Consider the following 20,663-nt stretch of genomic DNA (forward strand, 5'->3'; position numbering starts at 1 on the left):
TATAATAAAATTAACAGAAAAAACAGCACTTTAAAAAAATAAAATTGTTACAGTGTGGTTTTAATGTTTTTTTAGGTAAAAAAATGACATTTTTTGTCACTTAAACACTGTTTTCTAGCCCAATATTATAGGTTCGTTACTCAATTCATTCTGCTGATCGGCTATGGCATGTGTATAAAACTCAATTAATACCTCTCCAATACTTTCCACACCCTTTATAACAGCTACTTTATAGTGCTGTGCTGCCAGTTGTTGAATTATATTTTGACAAATCCGATCCCAAACCACTTGTTCGGTTGCTTTTTGAATGCCGCGATCAATCACAATTTCAACTTTTTGCTCACATAAGTTTAGATAGAGCAGTACACCGCTATTTAACTCGGTATCCCAAACACCCAGTTCAGCAAAAAGCTGTCTTGCCCGCATATGAACAGTTTGCTGATACGCTTGATTTGATGGAATACAGCCCTCTATCACCACCTGTATTTCTCCAACATGACCCTGCTCCGCATGTTGCACAGCTTGTGCAATTTCATATTGATCCTGTTTGGAAAAATAACGCTTAGTTGCTGGCATAAAAAAGAAATGCTTGAGCCAACGCTTAAAGCTTGGCTGCGCGATTTCTTCAATTTTCGGCTGTGTGACAATTTCTGTCGTATCTGTTGTTGTTACCATGAGCCTGATGCTCCTCCCCCGCCAAAACCACCGCCACCACCGCTATATCCACCGCCACCAAAACCACCACCGCCTCTGCCACCACGTCCACCACCAGAGGAAGCTAGAAACAGCTGAAAAATGGTTTGTGCCAAAGCTGTAATCAGTAAAAAGAAAATCCCGCCACCAATCAAAAGGCTAGTCACTAAGCCTGCACCATTGACCAAGCCTGCAACTGTACCTGCAACCGCAGCAGTTGAAGCACTTAAGCGTTTCCCCACAACGAAAGAACCAACAATTCCTGCAATGAGGATAAATAATGCCGTACTCAAAGTTTTCTGTTTGGCTTGTTGCTCGTGTAAAGCTTGTGCTTGACGTTCTTTTAATTCCTCTGCGGCTTGCGCTGCCACTTCAGGATCCAGATTTAAAATACGTTCAATTTCTGCTAAACCAGCATCAATCCCTTGCGCATATTGGGCTTGTTTAAAATAAGGTGTGATTTGATTACGAATAATACGACTGGCTACAATATCGGGTAACACCCCTTCCAAACCATAACCAGTTAGAATTTGAATTCGGCGATCATTTACCGCAATGGCCATGAGCAAACCATTGTCTTGTTTGGCTGAACCCAATTGCCATTTTTCTGCAATGCGCATGGCAAAATCAAAAATATCTTCTTGCCCTGTCGTCGGAACAATCACCACACCTATTTGCGCTTTGCCTTGTTGATGTAACTTGAGAATCCGCTGGCTTAAAGCTTGTTTTTCAGCGGCAGAAAGTAAATTTGCCTGATCAACGACTGGCTCATTGAGTGTAGGCAATCCACGAATAGATTCACCCTCTGCCAGATCATTGGCAATTTTCGGTTGTTGGAGTGTTATTTCAGTATTTTTTTGAATTGATGTTTGATTCTGCGCTGTCTGTTGATCTTTGACAATTTTACCGAGCACCACCGCTTCAGCACTCTCATCCGTCGCTGTCGTCGCCTCACTCCACGTGACTGAGCACATCAATACACTGCAACACAATAACAAGGCTTGCAGTATGCTTATGGGTGAAATGTGTTGTTGATTAAAATCAGACATCGGCATTCCTTATTCAATCATGCAGGACTTAATCGAAGGATACTTTCGGGGCATTTTGTGCGCCTTGTTCAGCACTAAAATTCGGTTTAGTTTCCATACCAATCACTTTGGCTGTCATGACTTGCGGGAACTGACGTGAATAGGAATTGAAGTCCTGAACAGCAGTAATATAACGATTACGTGCCACAGCAATACGATTTTCAGTGCCTTCTAGTTGAACTTGTAAATCACGGAATTGTTCATTGGCTTTTAAGTCTGGATAGTTTTCAGACACTGCAATTAAACGTGATAATGCACTGGTCATCTGTGCCTGCGCTTGTTGATATTTTTCAAATAAAGCGGGATCTTCTAGCACTTCTTTATCCACTTTTAAGCCTGCAACATTGGCACGTGCTTGCGTTACTTCAGTCAAGACTTGTTCTTCATGTTTGGCATAGCCTTTAACCACATTGACCAAATTAGGAACTAAATCGGCGCGGCGTTGATATTGGTTTTGTACTTCAGACCACGATGCCGTGACCGCTTCGTCTTTCACCTGTAAGGTATTATAGCCACAACCCGATAATGTTAAGGTACTGACCAGTGCGATAGCGACTAAACTTTTCTTCATGAAATTCATCAATTTACATCCTCTATATTTCTTTGTATTTGTTTGGATATTTTTTATTGTAAACACATTTAGACAGAGTTCTGTTTAATTTCAGTATTCCACATGGTCAATAAAAAAGGTGAATATCATGATTCACCTTTTTTATTTTATTCATTAATTCAGCAAAATTGGCTTTAATTCATGCTGAAAACTTTCCACTTGATAGTCTTCTGCTAAACGCTGTTTCCAGTCACTAATCAGTTTTGTATAGTCAATTTCAGAAGGATGAAAATCACGTTTAAAATAAGCTAAATATTCTGGAGCAAGTTGCAGAAACATTTTTCCCAGCAAGTACAATCCAAAAATATTTCCGCCCACTTTCGGCAAACTTTTTTTCTTATCTTGGAGAAATAACCGTGTGGCAGAATAGAGCGTTAAGCTGGCAAAGCCCGTTGTTACACTACGCATAATCATGCGCCGGATTTTATCATCACCATATACTGCTTGGTAAACATCAAAAGCCACCGCCCGATGTTCAATTTCTTCAATGGCATGCCAAACCCAAAGTTTTGCGGCATCCTTATCTAAGGTCGCCAAAACCTCTGGATGCCTAAGAATATAACCGCCCAGTAATGCAGTAAAATGCTCAAAAGCACAGGTAATCGCGAGTTGAATTTTAGGATGTAAATTTTTGACATAGCCATCTTTACGCGCCAACCACGCCTGAAAACGATCTAAATTATAATCCTCACTACGCCAAGCCGCATTGAATTCAGCGTGTGCTTTGGAATGCATGGCTTCTTGTCCAATAAATGCTGCTATTTGCGCTTGCAGGGTTTCATCTTTCACTTTATCGCGTACATTTCTTACGCTATGCACAAAAAATTGTTCACCAATCGGGAAAGTCGAAGAAAGTGCCGTAAGTAAATGTGACATGACAGGAGAATTGGCAAAATAATGTCGACGAATGGCCTGAGGATTAAATTGTAAACGTCGTACTATAATGCCAATGGCTTTGGGACGATTTTGATATGATTTTTCTGCCGCCACGGTGCTCATAGAGTAATCCAGTCAAAATAGACAATGGATTTTAGTATGCGAAGTAAATCACAACTGTTATATGGCAAAAGCGCTTGTTCAATTAGCCAAAAGAGACAACATGATCAGCGGTTTTTGTCTAAAACCTTTGCAAAATAAAAAATAGCCACTTTAAAAAGTAGACTCTACTTTCAATCATTTTCTTTCCCCTAAATGAGCTATTGCCTCTAAAAAAATATCATCGTTTTTTTATTCAACGTCTCCCCCCAACTCCCCAACCCTGCTTTATAAAAGCAGAGCATCTTCTCCCAAAAAGAGGAAAAGCATACCGTAACAAAAAATCCCCCTTTTTAAAAAGGGGGATTTAAGCGATTCACTTTTAAAATATTTTCAGCTTAGCTTAAAAAGCTAATCCAATATCCGATCAGATGTCCAATCAGATATCTAAGTAATCCAAAATACCTTCAGCAGCTTCACGACCTTCCCAAATGGCAGTCACCACCAAGTCAGAGCCACGAACCATATCACCACCAGCAAAGATTTTCGGATTTGATGTTTGGAATTTGTATTGTTGCTTCTCAGCTGCAACCACACGACCAGAACCATCTAAACCAATGTTTACACCCGCAAACCAATCTGCTGGACTGGCACGGAAACCGAAAGCTAAAAGTACCGCATCCGCAGGCAAAATTTCTTCTGAACCCGGAACTGGCTCTGGACTACGACGACCACGGCTATCCGCTTCACCCAATTGCGTTGTGACCACTTTAACGCCTATAACTTTGCCATTTTCGCCGACAATTTCAATGGGTTGACGATTAAATTGGAAGTCCACACCTTCTTCACGTGCATTTTTTACTTCACGACGTGAACCCGGCATATTTTCTTCATCACGGCGATATGCACAGACGACTGATTCAGCACCTTGACGAATTGAAGTACGGTTACAGTCCATCGCAGTGTCACCACCACCAAGCACAATCACTTTCTTGCCTTCAACACTGATGTACTCGCTTGGGTCTTTTTCCCAACCTTGCGTACGGTTGACATTGGCAATCAGGAAATCCAGTGCATCATACACACCATCCTGCTCTTCACCTGCAAAACCGCCCTTCATATAAGTGTATGTTCCCATACCCATAAAGACAGCATCATAATCTGCAAGCAATTGCTCAATCGTGACATCTGTACCAATTTCAGTATTTAAACGAAATTCAACGCCCATGCCTGTGAAAATTTCACGGCGACGTTTCATTACGTCTTTTTCCATTTTAAATTCTGGAATACCAAATGTGAGCAAACCGCCAATTTCAGGACGTTTATCGAATACAACAGGTTTAACCCCGTTACGTACTAAAATATCCGCACAGCCTAAACCTGCAGGACCTGCACCAATAATCGCAACTTTTTTATCTGTCCACTTTACAGAAGACATATCTGGACGCCAACCCAAAGCAAAAGCAGTGTCATTAATATATTTTTCTGCATTACCAATGGTCACTGCACCAAAACCATCATTTAAGGTACAAGCACCTTCACATAAACGGTCTTGTGGACATACACGACCACAGACTTCTGGCAAAGTATTGGTTTGATGGCAAAGTTCTGCTGCTTGGAAAATACGACCTTCAGCAATCAGTTTTAACCAGTTTGGAATGTAGTTATGTACTGGACATTTCCATTCACAATACGGGTTACCACAACCGAGGCAGCGATGCGTTTGATTGGCCGCAATTTCCGCTGTAAACGGTTTATAAATTTCCACAAACTCTGCTTTGCGGACAGTGAGATCTTTTTTCTCTGGATCTTGGCGTGCTACATCCAGAAATTGAAAGTCATTGTTTAGGCGCTCTGCCATGTCTCTCTCCGTGGGTAGGTGCAGTCGGTTTATTTATCCGCTACACCTGCCTATCAATCTGTTCGTCGTGGAATTATTGTGGATCGGCTTTAGTGGTTTTCAAAAGCGTTTGCAAATTAGCAGCTTTTGGTTTTACAAGCCAGAATTTACGGCTGTAAAAATCAAACTCATTACGGATCTTATACGCCCACGCACTACCTGTCTCTTGAATGTGTTCATCTAAAATACGGCTTAAGAATTCTTGATGTTCTTCCATCGCTTCTGTAGAGATACGATTTAATTCAATCAACTCATGGTTATAGTGGTCAACGAAATCATTATCAAGGTCAAGCACATAAGCGAAACCACCTGTCATACCCGCACCGAAGTTGTGACCGACTTTACCCAGTACAGTCACAATACCACCGGTCATATATTCACAACAGTGGTCGCCAGCGCCTTCAATCACCGCAAATGCACCTGAGTTACGCACTGCGAAACGCTCGCCCGCAGTACCAGCAGCGAAGATTTTACCGCCCGTTGCACCATACAAGCAGGTGTTACCAATAATGGCTGTATTTTGAGTTTGGAACGGTGAACCTTTTGGTGGGAAAATCGAAATACGACCACCCGCCATACCTTTACCCACGTAATCGTTGGCATCACCTTCCAGTTTAATATGCAATCCACCTGCATTCCAAACACCCAGTGATTGACCTGCCGTCCCTTTCAAATTCATGACAACAGGATGTGCTTCCATACCTAAATTGCCATAACGACGCGCAATTTCACCTGAAATACGCGCACCAATTGAACGGTCACAGTTGACAACGTTGTAGTTAAACTCACCAATCTTGCCTGCTTCAATAGTCGGAAGCATCTCGACCACCATTTTCTCTGCAAGTAAGCCTTTGTCAAAAGGTGCATTGCCTTGAACTTGGCAGTATTGTGCCTTACCTTCCGCAGAAGGATGTGAGGTTAACAAGGCACTTAAATCTAAGTGTGCATGCTTATCGGTATCACCCGGTAATACTTCGAGTAAATCAGTACGACCAATCAAATCTTTCAGGCTTGAAACACCTAATGCTGCCAACCATTCACGCGTTTCTTCTGCAATAAAATGGAAGAAATTAATCAGCATTTCCGGCTCGCCAATATAATGCTCTTGACGTAAATGATCTTGTTGCGTTGCAACACCCGTCGCACAGTTGTTGAGGTGGCAAATACGTAGGTATTTACAACCCAATGCGATCATTGGCGTTGAACCAAAACCGAAGCTTTCAGCACCAAGAATAGCCGCTTTAACCACGTCTAAGCCTGTTTTCAAACCACCATCGGTTTGGACGCGTACTTTGCCACGCAGGTCATTTACGCGAAGCGCTTGATGTGCCTCGCTTAGACCTAATTCCCAAGGCGAACCGGCATGGTGAATTGAAGACAGTGGAGAAGCAGCTGTACCACCGTCATAACCAGAAATGGTAATGAAGTCGGCATAGGCTTTCGCAACACCAGCGGCAATCGTACCTACACCCGGTTCAGAAACCAGTTTTACCGATACCATCGCTTGAGGATTGACTTGTTTTAAGTCAAAGATCAATTGCGATAAATCTTCAATTGAATAAATATCATGGTGCGGTGGAGGTGAAATCAGGGTTACACCTGGAACTGAGTAACGTAAACGGGCAATTAAGCCATTCACTTTACCACCCGGTAACTGACCACCTTCACCTGGTTTCGCCCCTTGCGCCACTTTAATCTGCAACACTTCAGCAGAAGTTAGGTACGCTGGAGTAACACCGAAACGACCCGAAGCAATCTGCTTGATTTTCGAGTTACGAATGGTGCCATAACGTGCAGGATCTTCACCGCCCTCACCCGAGTTTGAACGACCACCAATGGTGTTCATGGCAATGGCAATAGCTTCATGCGCTTCAGGAGACAATGCACCCAAAGACATTCCTGCCGAGTCAAAACGCGGTAAAATTTCTCCGACTGATTCCACTTGCTCAAGGGCAATTGAATTATCCGTTTTGAGTTTAAAGAGGTCACGAATGGTGGCAATCGGACGATTATTCACTAATTCTGCATATTCTTTAAAATCGGCATAATTGCCTGAACGTACCGATTTATGCAAAGCATTGATCACGTCTGGGTTAAATGCGTGGTATTCCTTATCGAATACAAATTTCAGCAAACCACCTTGATCGATTGGCTTACGTGTTTTCCACGCATTTTCGGCCAATTTTTTAAGATCATTTTCAAGGTCAGCAAATGTTGCCCCTTGAATACGGCTTGGTACGCCAGTAAAGCATTTATCCACTACTTCATTGGATAAACCCACAGCTTCGAATAACTGACCGCCACGGTAAGAGGCAACCGTTGAAATACCCATTTTCGAAAGTACTTTCAGCAAGCCTTTCTCAATCCCTTTACGGAAGTTGGCTTGGGCGTGAATTGGATCACCCAGTAACTCACCTTTAGCAACCAAATCATTGATCACATCATAAGCCAAGTATGGATAAATCGCAGTTGCACCAAAACCTAAGATCACGGCAAATTGATGCGGATCACGTGCCAGACCAGTTTCGACAATAATATTGGCATCGGTACGTAAACCCACTTGAATCAAGTGATGGTGAATCGCACCTGTTGCCATTAATGCATTGGCTGGTAAATAACCTTCACGAATTTTTTTATCGGAAAGCACCAATAAGGTTTTACCATCACGAACTGCTTGAGCAGCTTCAATACAAATACGTGCAATTGCAGCTTCTAAACCTTCAGTTGCCACATAGTTCAAGTCGATGTCGGCAATTTCGTAGCCTGTACGACCTAAAGTGCGCATTTGGTGCATTTTAGAATTTGAAAGTACAGGACTTGAAATAATCAAACGATCTGCATGTTCAGGACTTTGTTCAAACACATTTTGCTCACGCCCCAAACATGTCTCTAAAGACATCACAATCGATTCACGTAATGGATCGATCGGTGGATTAGTCACCTGTGCAAACTGTTGACGGAAGAAATCTGATACATGGCGTACTTGGCGAGACAAGACCGCCATTGGCGTATCATCACCCATCGAACCAACGGCTTCCTGACCGCTTTCTGCAATTGGACGCAGCAATTGATCACGTTCTTCAAAGGTCACCATAAACATTTTTTGTGCTGCTTTTAGGTCATCACCTTTTAAGCCTTGATCACATAAATATTCTTCAAGCTCTGGACTACCTTGGACGCGAACTGAATTTTCACGTAACCATTGACGGTAAGGACGCATATTTTTCAAATGCTTGTTAACATCTTGCGTATCAAGCACTTTACCTGTGAAGGTATCAACCACTAAAATTTGACCTGGACCAACACGACCTTTAGAAATCACATCTTCAGGCTGATAACCCCAAACCCCAATTTCAGATGCCAAAGTGATGTAACCATTTTTGGTAATCACCCAACGTGCAGGACGTAAGCCATTACGATCGAGCATACAAATGGCATGACGACCATCTTGAATCACTAGACCTGCAGGACCATCCCATGCTTCCATGTGCTTAGAGTTAAACTCATAGAATGCACGTAAATCTGCATCTAGAGTTTCAACATTTTGCCATGCTGGTGGAACCAGCATACGCAGTGCACGGAATAAATCCATACCACCACCGACCAGAATTTCAAGCATATTATCCAAGCTTGAAGAATCCGAACCAGTACGGTTTACAATTGGATTTAATTCAGTCAAACCCGGCAATAATGGATTTTCCAATTTAGGCACACGTGCCATTGCCCAATTACGGTTGGCAGTAATGGTATTAATTTCACCATTGTGTGCCAAGTAACGGAAAGGCTGCGCGAGTGGCCAACGCGGTAAAGTATTGGTCGAAAAACGCTGATGGAATACCACAATATGGGATTCTAAACGTGGATCCGCAAGGTCTGTATAAAAGTCTGCAATCGCAGCAGGCATCATCAAACCTTTATAGGTAATCACAGTTGAACACAATGTTGTGACATAGAATGACGAATCATTCACTAACAACTGTTCAGCACGGCGACGTGCCAAGAATAACTTACGGTTGAATTCAACCTCAGTCACGCCCATAGGGCAATTGACAATAATTTGTTCAAAGGCTGGCATCGATTGCAATGCAATCTCACCTAAAGCCTCAACATTGGTTGGAATCAAACGCCAAGCTAAAACTTTTAAACCTTCAGATTCAATTTCTTTGGTGAGAATTTGTTTTGAATGTGCAGCAATAGCGGGATCAAGATTTAAGAAAATAGTACCGACCGCAAAAATTTCACTTAGGGTAATATCACTGAGTTTTTTGGCTTCTTCACGGAAGAACGCTTTTGGCATAGCCAGCAATAAACCACAACCATCCCCTGTTTTGCCATCTGCGGCAATACCACCACGGTGGGTCATACAACTTAAACTATGAATCGCGGTCTTGACCAAATCATGGCTCGCATCACCCTGCATATGGGCAATTAAACCGAAACCACAGTTATCTTTAAACTCATCCGGTTGGTATAAACCTTGAGCGGGAGCTACAGTATTAGGCGATGGCATGTGCATAGCGTACCCTTCTTTCAACATGGCCCATATAGCGGGCGTCTAACAATCAAATATCTTCTTTGCGATTTAGTCCAATTTACTCACACGCAGATCAAGATTGAGCCAAATCATTTTCTTCACATACTTAAGATAATCGCATTTCATCTTGCATACATGAATCAATTACAAAAATGTTTTGTTGATCTTACGCACTCTTTTAAAGCAGGTAAATTCAACAACTTCGCACAATCATTGAATCTTTTCGCGCCAAAATAGGGACAATAACTCAATTCATGCACCAATAAAGCAAAAATTATGCCAATTCAGAAAATGCAATGCTAAATGTTTTAAATATAGAAATATTAAAGTTTCTACAACACAAGCTCATTTTCTAAAAAACACTTTTCGCACTATATTTGTGCATATAAATATTTTTATAACTTAATTTGCTCTATTTTAGAACTCTATTTTTAATTAAATGGATCACTAATTTCTTTTTCTGCTGCTTTACTGCCACTTTGTTTAGCAACAGGGTCAACCGTAGAATGAGATTCTTGTACATCAACCACATTACCTTGCTCATCACGACGTGTCACCTTGGTCGTTGTGGTCGCTGTTTTCGGGTCAACAGGTGCAACTGCTGGTTTAAGTTTAGGTAAAGCCAATAAAGTTTGATCGACTTTAGGCAAAGGTGCAGATTTTAAGTTGATGGCATATAATTTATTATTCGTCGCCATTTCTTCCGCTCCCATATCGTTCACCAATGTTACATAATTTTCGATATCTTGTACTTTAGGTTGAATCGACTTTGGAAATTTCAGTGGCAATTGTTCTAGCGCTTGTTTTGCTTCAGCATTATTTTTATATAAACCGTAAAGCAGCACATATTGTTCAATTTGATTTTCGCCATTCAAACGAATATAAAAAAAGTTACTACGATCTGCCTGTTTTTTAAGAAAACTTCGAAGAACATCATCTTCAGTCACTCGAAACAGCTCGATCGTGATTGCATTTTTATTGTCATTAATAAATTTACTGCCACGAAATTCTGGTTCATAGCTTGCCGTTGTCACTACACGGGTCGTCATGGTTAAAGGACGCACTTCGTCTTGCAGCGCACCTAAAAGGTTGCTTGCAGCCACTTTTTCAGGCTGAATTTGCAACTCAGACTCAGTTTCAGCAGATTTTTCAACCTCTACCAATGCATCACTATCTGTAATCGCCCAAAAAACCAGTGCCGCAAACAAACACACCATCCCACACACGAGCCAGATATAGTTTCGAATACGTTGCCATTGTGTACGGATGGTTGCCATGCCTTATGCCTTCTCTTGATTCGTTAAAATCGCTTGCTTCATCAATTCCAGATCAAATTCTTTGCTAATGACCGCCTGTCCTAAAGATTTCATCAGTACAAGACGTAATTGCCCATTCAGCACTTTTTTATCATGTGCCATAAAACCAAGGAATTCATCCAGTGGAATTGCTGGGCATTTTACGGGTAAATGGGCACGTTGAATGATTATTTTTGTACGTTCGACATCATCAAGCGAAATCCAACCCATGCGCTGCGATAAATCCGCAGCCATCACCATGCCAGTTGCAATGGCTTCACCATGTAACCAAACCCCATAACCTAAATAGGATTCAATAGCATGACCAAAGGTATGACCTAAATTCAGTAGAGCACGTTCACCTTGCTCTTTTTCATCATTGGCGACAATTCGTGCCTTATGCGCACATGAACGATAAACTGCTTCAGCCAGTAATGTAGAATCACGCCCAACCAAGCCATCCATATTCGCTTCAAGCCAAGTTAGAAAATCAAGATCACCCAATAAGGCATACTTAATCACTTCTGCCAAACCCGCGGACAGTTCACGATCTGGCAACGTGTTTAATTGCGCCATATCGGCCAACACCACTTGGGGCTGTTGGAATGCACCAATCATATTTTTACCTAAAGGATGATTAATGCCTGTTTTCCCGCCGACACTGGAATCCACTTGAGATAAAAGCGTGGTTGGCACTTGGATAAAATAAACACCGCGCTGGAAACATGCTGATGCAAAACCAGCCATATCTCCAATCACCCCTCCACCGAGGGCTAAAACTGTCGCATCACGATTAAAGCCCGCTGCTAACAAAGCATCAAAAATTAAATTTAAATGTTCAATATTTTTATATTTTTCACCATCAGGCAAAACACATGTTGCAACTGTTTTGCCTAAACGCTCAATTGCACTCACATAATGATCTAAATACAAAGGCTTAACTGTTGTATTGGTTACAATCATGACTTGTTTTCCGTGAATATACGGCTCAAGTAAAGATTGTGGGTTTAAATCACTGCCAATAAAAATAGGATATCGACGATCGCCGAGTTCAACATGTAAAGTTTGCATGAAATTTAAACCATTAATTAGACTAAATCTGCTTCTTGAGAAACAATCATATGTAAGATTTTTTGCGCTAAATCACGGGCAGCACCCTGATTGGTTTCAATAATATAATGTGCAATTTCTCGATATAAAGGATCACGAATTGCCAATAAATCACGTAACTTTTGTTCAGGGTTTTCAACTTGCAGTAAAGGACGGTTTTTATCCCGATAAGTACGCTGCAATTGAATTTCGACAGGAGTATAGAGATAAACAACGATTCCACGTTGTTTTAAAAATTCACGATTCGCAGCTTGAGTGACGACCCCACCACCCGTTGCAAGAACCAGTTGTGATCGGGCAGTAAGTTCATTAATGACCATGGTTTCACGGTTACGGAATCCATTTTCCCCTTCTTTTTCAAAAATCCAAGGAATGGTTGCACCTGTCTTACGTTCAATTTCATGATCACTGTCAAGAAACTCTCGTCCTAGCAGTTCTGCTAAATGTCGACCAACCGTTGTCTTCCCAGCCCCCATTGGCCCTACCAAATAAATATTTGGCAGGGTTTCAAACTCATTGCTTGGCAAGGAGTCACCTATTTATTTTGCTAAATTCAAAATATATTAATGATTTCTTGAAACACTGTCATTAACAATTCGTGGTGTAACAAAAATCAATAGCTCACTCTTTTTATCCGTTTTTGCATCTTTACGGAATAAACGCCCCACATAAGGCAAATCTCCCAAGAAAGGCACCTTAGTTTGACTCGTGGAAGTTAACTGTTCGAAGATACCGCCAAGTACAACGGTCTCACCATTATCCACCAATACATTAGTATTGATCTCGTTCTTGTTAATTGTATATTGACCTGTCGGTGTAGCCGTACCCACTGAGTCATTTTTAATTTTCAACATCATTTGGATTTTACCGTCAGGTGTAATACTTGGGGTCACATCCAAACTTAAGGTTGCATCGACAAACTCTGTTTTAGACACTGCATTTACACCGCCCCCCTCTGAAGACTGATAGGGAATTTGTGTACCTGATGCAACTTTAGCTGGTTGCTTATCTGCTGTAAGGACTTTTGGTGTTGAAATAACCTCACCATAACCATCTGCTTGTAATGCAGAAAGCTCTAAATCCAACATAAAATCAGACAAGCTAATTAGACCAAAGGCAATACTACTCGCCCCAGAAGTTGTTACACCCAAATCGACATTGAGATTATCTGGGCGCTGAATGGTATATTTACCCTCATCATCAGGATCTCTTAAATCCCATAAAGTCGTATCACTACCACCAACAAGTAAACTGTTATTATTACTAATACCTTGGGATAAAATACCCCATTTCACGCCCATTTCTTTTGTAAAATCGGTTGAAGCACGAACAATACGCGCCTCAACCATGACTTGTTTAACAGCAATATCCAGCAAGTCAATCATTTTACGAACTTTATCAATATTCAGTGCAGTATCATTGATAATTAACGTATTGGTCCGCACATCAGCAACAACACTACCACGTGAACTCAATAAGCTTTCCAGTGCAAGCGAGTCTGAACCAGTAGTACGATTTGATGCACCACCTTTACTATCACGAGATTCTTCTAATAACTTTAAAATATCTGCGGCTTTGGTATAACTTAATTTAATATATTCTGTTTGAATTGGTGCCAACTTAACTCTTTGTGCAATTGCTTTAGCTTCATCATCTTCTGATTTGATTAACTCAGCAACAGGAGCAATCCAAATCACACTGCCATTACGGCGTTTATCTAAATTTTTTGTTTTTAGAATAATATCCAGTGCTTGATCCCATGGCACATCTTTTAAACGCAAAGTGATATTACCTTGCACGGTATCGGCTGCAACCATATTAATTTCAGTAAAATCTGCCAATAACTGTAGAACTCGACGTACTTCTATATCCTGAAAATCAAGTGAAATCTTTTTACCTGTATAGCTATTTGCAGCTTTTGGTTTCAGTGGACTTTTATCCTCTGGACGCTTCAAACTGATGGTAAGTTTATTATCCGCTTGGTATGCCATGTATTCATAGCTGCCAGCGGTCTGAATGGTCACCACACCATTTCCACCATCATTATGTGCATCAATGGTAGACACTGGTGTTGCAAAATCATTGACATTTAAGCGACGAGCCAAATGTGTAGGTACTTTATTGCCTAAAGTCCTGACCACAACCTTACTGCCTTGTTGTTGTACATCGACTGGGGTATTCGTCCCCAATAAATCAATCACAATTTGCCCTTCACCTTGACCGCCACGCTGGAAACCAATATTGGAAATTCCTTGTGCAGATTTTTGGGCAGTGACATTTTCAGTGGCAACAGCATTACCAGCCGCATTAATTTTTAAAATAAAGGTATTACCCTCAACACGTGTGGTAAAGGCACCCGCATCCGCTAAATTTACCGTTAAACGCGAACGCTGAGCATCAGAACTAACATCTATAGAGCTGGCTTCTTGAGTGGCAACTGCAATACTATTTTGTTTTAAATTCTGCTGGGCTTTATCAAAATCAAGAACCAAACGTGATGGCTGTTCTAATTGATAGGCTTGGGGTTGCGGTGGTAGGCCATTAAACATGACCCGAATTTCTGTACCTTGACCTGCAATTTGCATTGGTACAATATTGGTAATACTGACTTGTGCATTCGCAACTTGCATGACCGCAATCGCCACAGCACCCATAGAAAATTGACGGAACAAATGGTTCATTGTATTGCCATCCCCAAATATAAAATCTTTAAAACTGTTATTCATTTTTATTCCTTTAAACTTACGGCGCAGGTCCAATTAAGATAAGACTTCTTGGACGCTCCACATACCCTTCTCGCCCATCTGGAATAATTTCCACGAGATCAATTTGTGTTGGCGTAATTTTCACCACACGACCGTGATTAACACCCATATAACTGCCAAGTTGTATACGTTCAATTTCACCATCTGGAGTTTGAATCAATGCCAAAATTTGTCCAGTTTGGCTACGCATACTGCCCTTCATATTTAAGGACTCAATCGCATAACTTTCTAAAGGTTGCAGTTGACGTGACAAATTCGGATAGACCCGTTTTCCAGCCATAATTTGCAATTCAGCAGCCAAAGAGCCAGGTAAAAAAGGGCTTTTGAGCTGGTGGGCTGAATAATCAAAGGTTGGCACAGGTGCGAACACAGGTGCTGCATCAATCGATAAAGGGGGTTGATTGCGAATACTCGCCATTTGCTCATTCACAGCATCAATACGAGAATCACAGCCAACCAATAACAATCCCAACATTAGGCTTAAAGTAATTTTTTCTATTTTCATCACTGTGTCCCTCCTGCTGCAGTAGGTGAGCTAGCAGTTGCACTATCCTTCGCATTAGCTGTTCCAGCGGTTGATGCGCTATTGTCCGTATTTCCGATGTAACGGTACGTTTTGGCTTTCACGCTATAAGTAATTTGAGGAATATCGGTTTTTTTCTCTTTATTTTCCGTTGCTGTAATATCAAAATCATGCAAAGTTACAATACGCGGAAGTGCAGCAATACCACTGACAAAAGAACCAAAGGCATGATAATCGCCCGTCGCTTCAATCGAAATCGGTTGTTCAATAAAGAACTCTTGTTTTACTTCATTTTCTAAACGAATATTTTTAAATTTCAGACCTGAATTCACACCACTGACGTTAATATCTTCAACCAATCCAGGAATTTCAGTTTCTTTTGGCAATTGCTCGAGTTGCTGATTAAAATTTGCTTCCATTTCCAGCAATTGTGCTTGTAACTGTTGCAAATTACGTAGCTTGGAATCCTTTTCACGAAATTCATTAAGTAAATTTTGCTCTTGTGCACTGGCATTGGAAATATCATCCAACTTACCCTTAATCGATGCGAAATAACCCAGCAGAGCAATCATCATTATAATCAAAATCCAACACGTGATTTTGACTGATAATGGCCAACCCCCATAGTTATTCATATCTAAGGTATTAAACTGCTGAAGAAACTTATCCAACGTCATCTTCTTTTTAGTTGCAACAGCTTCTTTTTGATTTAATTCATCAAATTCATCGAGACTCATTGTGCTGCCCCCGCTGTTGAATTAGTAGCTGTATTGGGTTGTGCTTCTGGTTCTGTTGGCGCTGCAATTTCATCTAAATCAGCAGTCACAACAAATGAACCATAACTCTCTTCAACACGTGGTACGACAGAGCTTGGTGCCTGATCTTTTTTCTCTTCTACAGCTAAGAAGGAATTCATAAAGGCATTACGATACCAAGGAGATGCTTCTAAATTCCGTAAAAATTCCGCAACCGTATTTGGACTTTCCGCTTTCCCCTCAATGGTAAATTTATCACCTGTACGGGAAAATTTAGTAATATACAAATTACTTGGCGTCACACGTGCCATTTCATCAATTAGACGAACAGCAATCGGTCTTTGTCCTTGTAAACCTTGAATGAGCTTCATACGTTCAATAATCGCATCACGCTGCTTTTCCAAGCCTTCTAAAGACTTCAATTGCACATCAAGATTTTGATTGGTACTGGTAATCAGTTGGTTGGCCTGTTCTTGGTCTTCAAGTTTATGGTTATAGTAAAACCATGCCAGTGCAACGGCTAAAACCCCGATTAATGCTGCCCCAATACAAATTGCAATAAATTCTTTTTTTCGTTTCTCTCTTAGCTCATCACGCCAAGGGAGTAAGTTAATTCTTGCCATTAATCAAAACTCCTCAATGCCAAACCACATGCCACCATGAGAGAGGAAGCATCGTTCTCTATCTTTTTAATATCAATTTGTGGAGAAAATCCCATTTGTAAAAATGGGTTGGCAATAGTCACACGATAACCAAGTTTTTGTTGTAATAGCTTCGCGAGCCCCGGAATATTGGCATTACCCCCCGCCAATAAAATATGATCAATTTCATTAAACTGTGAAGACGAGAAAAAGAACTGCAACGATCTTGCAGCCTGTTGTACCACTGCATCTAGGTATGGCTCTAAAACCTCAACATCATAATCATCAGGTAATGAACGACTTTTTTTCGCACGACCTGCTTCTTCAAACGACAAGCCATAACGATTTTGAATTTCTTGAGTCAGTTGTTTACCGCCAAACACCTGTTCTCGGGTATAGATCACTTTATTTTTTTGCATAACAGATAAGGTCGTCATGGTATGACCAATATCTAAAATTCCCACGGTATTTACACCCATAGGTAAAGTATCTGAAAACACTTGATAAGCATTTTCTATCGCAAAACTTTCAACATCAGCAATTTTCGCTGTCAAGTTTGCAAGCTCTAGTACTTCAGAACGTGCTTCTATATTTTCAAGACGAGTAGCCACCAATAGCACATTTACTCGATTTGGGTTGGCCAAACGCTCTGGCAAGACTTCAAAATCAAGGCTCGCTTCGTCAAGAGGAAAAGGAATATATTGCTCAGCATCCATACGAATTTGAACTTCTCGTTCATCATCCGTCATATCTGCATCCATCTCAATTGTTTTGGTAATCACCATTGAGGTTGGAATTGCAAAAGCAGCAGCTGTAGATTGAGTGTTTGCTAGATTGATTGCTCGCTCCAATGCATCACCCACGGCCTCAGGATTCAATATATTTTTTTCAACCACACTACCTTCTGGCAATGGAACCAATGCGTAGCTTTCAACCCAATATCTATTACCGCTTTTAACAGAAAGTTCCAATAATTTAACAGAAGTAGAACTAATATCTACTCCAATTAACCCCTTATTTGGCTTACGATATAACCTGAGCACAATACAATTCCTATTATTTTTTTATCCCCAATAAAAGTAACCCACTAATCAGTGTTGGTCTATAATTTTATACAGATACAATAACTCATCTAACAATCTGTATTTGTAAAGGCTATACTGACCGCCAATTAGTTTGCCATTAGCTCTTATTAAAACTTACTTGTTATGAAAAAGCTATCTCGTTCAGGCCGTGTTCATCCATTTTTTTTGATCATAATTATAGTTTTGGTCTCAATTCCGATGGGATTCTATGGCATGTATCTCTATATTGCCCCGTCTTTACCCAAAATGACCACCTTAAAAAAGGCGCCGTTGTTAAAACCGTTACAGGTGTATAGTGCTGATAATGAGCTTATTGCGGAATATGGTGGAAAATTATCGGTCCCTGTAGAATATAAACAAATTCCAAAACCCTTTATTTCTGCCTTCCTTGCGGCAGAAGATTCTTCATTTTTTGAACACAGCGGCGTTAGCTTTAAAGGTTTAGGCCGAGCTGTGAGTGAAACCATTATTGGATCGAATGTACAAACGGGTGGTTCAACCATCACCATGCAGGTGGCAAAAAATTATTATTTAACCCCTGAACGCACACTAAAACGTAAACTAACCGAAATTTTTCTTGCACGCAAAATTGAACAAAACCTCAGCAAAGAAGAAATTTTAACGTTATATGTCAATAAAATTTTCTTAGGAAAAAATGCTTACGGCATCGCTGCAGCAGCAAAAATTTATTACAATAAAAGCTTAGATCAGCTCAGTATTGCCCAAATGGCGATGATTTCGGGTTTACCCAAAGCACCCTCTAAATATAATCCTGTTGTCAACCCAACGCGTGCCTTAGAACGCCGAAACTGGATTCTAGGACGGATGTTGCAATTAGGCTCAATCAATCAATCCCAATATCAAAAAGCGATTGCTGAACCAATTAATTTAGATATGCCTGACCGCGGTATCAATAATAAATTCCCTTATGTGGGGGAAATGGTGCGCTCTGAACTGGTTGAAAAGTTTGGTGAACATGCCATCGATTCTGGCTATAAAGTTTACACAACGGTCAATAGTCAACGCCAAGCCTATGCAGAACAAGCCGTACAAGAAGGTTTAGAAGCCTATGATCGTCGCCATGGTTGGCGAGGTGCCGAAGCGCATGATAAACCGCTGACCGAATTTAATGCTTATGCAAATACTTACCCCGCCAAGGTCATTCAAGTCAATGGCAATTCTTTTGAAGCCTTGATGCAAGATGGCTCTACCGTGACCGTACCTTGGTCAGGTATGTCATGGGCTGCCCCATACCGAAATGCCAACAGCGTTGGTCCTGCACCAAGCAAAGCCGCTCAAATTGTAAAAGTAAAAGATATTATTCGCTTACGCCCAAATGACAACAAAACCTCATGGGCGCTGATTCAAGTCCCTAAAGCGCAGGGGCAACTGATTGCCATCAACCCCAATAATGGTGCAATCGAAGCCATTGTCGGTGGCTATAATTTTTATCAATCTAAATTCAATCGCGCATTACAAGGATGGCGCCAACCTGGTTCGACCATCAAACCATTTGTGTATGCCTTGGCGCTTGAACGTGGTATGACGCCTTATAGCATGGTCAATGATAGCCCAATTACCATTGGCAAATGGTCGCCTAAAAACTCAGATGGACGTTATTTAGGCATGATTCCGCTGCGTCGTGCCTTATATCTTTCTCGAAATACAGTTTCTGTTCGTCTGTTGCAAACAGTCGGGATTGAACGTACTCGACAATTATTTATGGATTTTGGTTTGCACGAAAATCAAATTCCACGTAATTACACCATTGCACTGGGAACACCACAAGTTCTGCCTATTCAAATGGCAACGGGCTATGCAACCTTTGCCAATGGCGGTTATCGCATTCAACCGCATTTTATTGATCGCATTGAAGATGCTTATGGCAAAGTGATTTATCAAAGCAATCCTGAATATGCCTGTATTGCTTGTATCAATCAAACAGATGCAGAAGAAATTGAATCGGCAGAAGCTGTGACTCCAGATGATGAAGTCATTGAAGTGACCAACCAAACGCTGCCAGAAGAAAAAGAACTGCCCCAACTTCAATTGGATGAATCCAAAAGTCAGTATCGTCAAGCTCAGCGTATTTTAAAATCAAGCTCTGCTTATGACATGGCCAATATTTTGCGTGATGTGATTCAGCATGGTACAGGTCGAGCTGCACTTAAAATTGGTCGTGATGATATTGGTGGTAAAACAGGCACCACCAATGATGCCAAAGATGCTTGGTTTGCTGGCTTTAATGGCAAACTGGTTACTGTGGCATGGGTTGGATTTGACCAGCCAACCACACTGGGTCGTCGTGAATATGGTGGTGTTGCCGCTTTACCGATCTGGACCAATTTTATGGGGAATGCTTTAAAAGGTACACCAGCAGCATGGGTTCATTTCGATAAAAATGCCAAAGCACCGAGCAATCGCAATCAACCTGTTACTGTAGATGCACAGGCCGAAGGTGACCGCTCTTCACCTCCTTTAGCACTACCATTGTACCGCCCTGCACTGGTTACGCCTAAACGAGCGCCTGAACGTGATTTTGAGGATCTGCCTGATGAGGAAACACTTGTGCCTAATCATGCAGCACCTCCAACCATGCAAAAAACACCAACTAAACCCGATGCGCTTGAACACCTGATTGATCAAGTTCAGTAAGAGTATAAAAAGCCCTCATTTGATAAGTAAAGCC

The 20,663-nt window shown here is 41.2% G+C and carries 15 protein-coding genes; 1 reads left to right on the forward strand and 14 read right to left on the reverse strand.

The window, feature by feature from the left end; genetic code table 11:
- Nucleotides 1-114: 114 nt before the first annotated feature.
- The 14 genes from B9T30_RS06735 to B9T30_RS06805 form a co-directional block, all read right to left on the reverse strand.
- Nucleotides 115-675, reverse strand: coding sequence for a TPM domain-containing protein (locus tag B9T30_RS06735; protein WP_086184307.1), 561 nt, complete (start codon nucleotides 673-675; stop codon nucleotides 115-117).
- Nucleotides 669-1,742, reverse strand: a complete 1,074-nt coding sequence (locus B9T30_RS06740; RefSeq protein ID WP_413772556.1) for a TPM domain-containing protein — start codon at nucleotides 1,740-1,742, stop codon at nucleotides 669-671. The genes B9T30_RS06735 and B9T30_RS06740 overlap by 7 nt, the downstream gene beginning before the upstream one ends.
- Before the next feature lie 28 nt (nucleotides 1,743-1,770).
- Nucleotides 1,771-2,361, reverse strand: coding sequence for a LemA family protein (locus tag B9T30_RS06745; protein WP_086184308.1), 591 nt, complete (start codon nucleotides 2,359-2,361; stop codon nucleotides 1,771-1,773).
- A gap of 144 nt (nucleotides 2,362-2,505) precedes the next feature.
- Nucleotides 2,506-3,390, reverse strand: a complete 885-nt coding sequence (locus B9T30_RS06750) for a metal-dependent hydrolase (RefSeq protein WP_086184309.1) — start codon at nucleotides 3,388-3,390, stop codon at nucleotides 2,506-2,508.
- Between the two features lie 415 nt (nucleotides 3,391-3,805).
- Complete coding sequence (locus B9T30_RS06755) at nucleotides 3,806-5,227, reverse strand: FAD-dependent oxidoreductase (RefSeq protein WP_086184310.1); 1,422 nt, start codon at nucleotides 5,225-5,227, stop codon at nucleotides 3,806-3,808.
- 73 nt (nucleotides 5,228-5,300) lie between these two features.
- The gene (gene gltB / locus B9T30_RS06760) at nucleotides 5,301-9,776 is read right to left on the reverse strand and encodes a glutamate synthase large subunit (RefSeq protein ID WP_086184311.1); all 4,476 of its coding nucleotides are present in this window, start codon (nucleotides 9,774-9,776) and stop codon (nucleotides 5,301-5,303) included.
- A 455-nt stretch (nucleotides 9,777-10,231) separates the two neighbouring features.
- Nucleotides 10,232-11,077 carry a hypothetical protein gene (locus tag B9T30_RS06770; RefSeq protein ID WP_086184313.1) on the reverse strand — a complete coding sequence of 282 codons (846 nt, stop codon included), beginning with the start codon at nucleotides 11,075-11,077 and terminating at the stop codon, nucleotides 10,232-10,234.
- 3 nt (nucleotides 11,078-11,080) lie between these two features.
- Nucleotides 11,081-12,166: a 3-dehydroquinate synthase gene (aroB, locus tag B9T30_RS06775; protein ID WP_086184314.1), complete on the reverse strand. Its 1,086-nt coding sequence runs from the start codon at nucleotides 12,164-12,166 to the stop codon at nucleotides 11,081-11,083.
- A gap of 17 nt (nucleotides 12,167-12,183) precedes the next feature.
- Nucleotides 12,184-12,732, reverse strand: a complete 549-nt coding sequence (gene aroK / locus B9T30_RS06780) for a shikimate kinase AroK (RefSeq protein ID WP_074944980.1) — start codon at nucleotides 12,730-12,732, stop codon at nucleotides 12,184-12,186.
- A 36-nt stretch (nucleotides 12,733-12,768) separates the two neighbouring features.
- Nucleotides 12,769-14,886 carry a type IV pilus secretin PilQ family protein gene (gene pilQ, locus B9T30_RS06785; RefSeq protein WP_171264137.1) on the reverse strand — a complete coding sequence of 706 codons (2,118 nt, stop codon included), beginning with the start codon at nucleotides 14,884-14,886 and terminating at the stop codon, nucleotides 12,769-12,771.
- A 61-nt stretch (nucleotides 14,887-14,947) separates the two neighbouring features.
- Nucleotides 14,948-15,475, reverse strand: coding sequence for a pilus assembly protein PilP (locus tag B9T30_RS06790; RefSeq protein ID WP_086184316.1), 528 nt, complete (start codon nucleotides 15,473-15,475; stop codon nucleotides 14,948-14,950).
- Nucleotides 15,475-16,230, reverse strand: a complete 756-nt coding sequence (locus B9T30_RS06795; RefSeq protein ID WP_086184317.1) for a type 4a pilus biogenesis protein PilO — start codon at nucleotides 16,228-16,230, stop codon at nucleotides 15,475-15,477. The genes B9T30_RS06790 and B9T30_RS06795 overlap by 1 nt, the downstream gene beginning before the upstream one ends.
- The gene (locus B9T30_RS06800; protein WP_086184318.1) at nucleotides 16,227-16,871 is read right to left on the reverse strand and encodes a PilN domain-containing protein; all 645 of its coding nucleotides are present in this window, start codon (nucleotides 16,869-16,871) and stop codon (nucleotides 16,227-16,229) included. Before B9T30_RS06800 ends, B9T30_RS06795 begins: the two co-directional genes overlap by 4 nt.
- On the reverse strand, nucleotides 16,871-17,932 hold the full coding sequence (locus B9T30_RS06805) for a pilus assembly protein PilM (RefSeq protein WP_004650603.1): 1,062 nt from the start codon (nucleotides 17,930-17,932) through the stop codon (nucleotides 16,871-16,873). The genes B9T30_RS06800 and B9T30_RS06805 overlap by 1 nt, the downstream gene beginning before the upstream one ends.
- Before the next feature lie 165 nt (nucleotides 17,933-18,097).
- Between B9T30_RS06805 and ponA the strand changes: the two genes are divergently transcribed.
- A complete protein-coding gene (gene ponA, locus B9T30_RS06810) occupies nucleotides 18,098-20,629 on the forward strand; it encodes a penicillin-binding protein PBP1a (protein WP_086184319.1) in 2,532 nt (843 codons plus the stop codon).
- Nucleotides 20,630-20,663: the final 34 nt, after the last annotated feature.

The sequence above is a fragment of the Acinetobacter sp. ANC 4973 genome (assembly GCF_002135275.1).
GTDB classification, from domain to species: domain Bacteria; phylum Pseudomonadota; class Gammaproteobacteria; order Pseudomonadales; family Moraxellaceae; genus Acinetobacter; species Acinetobacter kyonggiensis.

Excerpts from the sequence above, each read along its gene's own strand:
- B9T30_RS06735 (WP_086184307.1), bottom strand. The coding sequence starts at position 675 with ATGGTAACAACAACAGATACGACAGAAATTGTCACACAGCCGAAAATT.
- B9T30_RS06740 (WP_413772556.1), bottom strand. The coding sequence starts at position 1,742 with ATGTCTGATTTTAATCAACAACACATTTCACCCATAAGCATACTGCAA.
- B9T30_RS06745 (WP_086184308.1), bottom strand. The coding sequence starts at position 2,361 with ATGAATTTCATGAAGAAAAGTTTAGTCGCTATCGCACTGGTCAGTACC.
- B9T30_RS06750 (WP_086184309.1), bottom strand. The coding sequence starts at position 3,390 with ATGAGCACCGTGGCGGCAGAAAAATCATATCAAAATCGTCCCAAAGCC.
- B9T30_RS06755 (WP_086184310.1), bottom strand. The coding sequence starts at position 5,227 with ATGGCAGAGCGCCTAAACAATGACTTTCAATTTCTGGATGTAGCACGC.
- gltB (WP_086184311.1), bottom strand. The coding sequence starts at position 9,776 with ATGCCATCGCCTAATACTGTAGCTCCCGCTCAAGGTTTATACCAACCG.
- B9T30_RS06770 (WP_086184313.1), bottom strand. The coding sequence starts at position 11,077 with ATGGCAACCATCCGTACACAATGGCAACGTATTCGAAACTATATCTGG.
- aroB (WP_086184314.1), bottom strand. The coding sequence starts at position 12,166 with ATGCAAACTTTACATGTTGAACTCGGCGATCGTCGATATCCTATTTTT.
- pilQ (WP_171264137.1), bottom strand. The coding sequence starts at position 14,886 with ATGAACCATTTGTTCCGTCAATTTTCTATGGGTGCTGTGGCGATTGCG.
- B9T30_RS06790 (WP_086184316.1), bottom strand. The coding sequence starts at position 15,475 with ATGAAAATAGAAAAAATTACTTTAAGCCTAATGTTGGGATTGTTATTG.
- B9T30_RS06795 (WP_086184317.1), bottom strand. The coding sequence starts at position 16,230 with ATGAGTCTCGATGAATTTGATGAATTAAATCAAAAAGAAGCTGTTGCA.
- B9T30_RS06800 (WP_086184318.1), bottom strand. The coding sequence starts at position 16,871 with ATGGCAAGAATTAACTTACTCCCTTGGCGTGATGAGCTAAGAGAGAAA.
- ponA (WP_086184319.1), top strand. The coding sequence starts at position 18,098 with ATGAAAAAGCTATCTCGTTCAGGCCGTGTTCATCCATTTTTTTTGATC.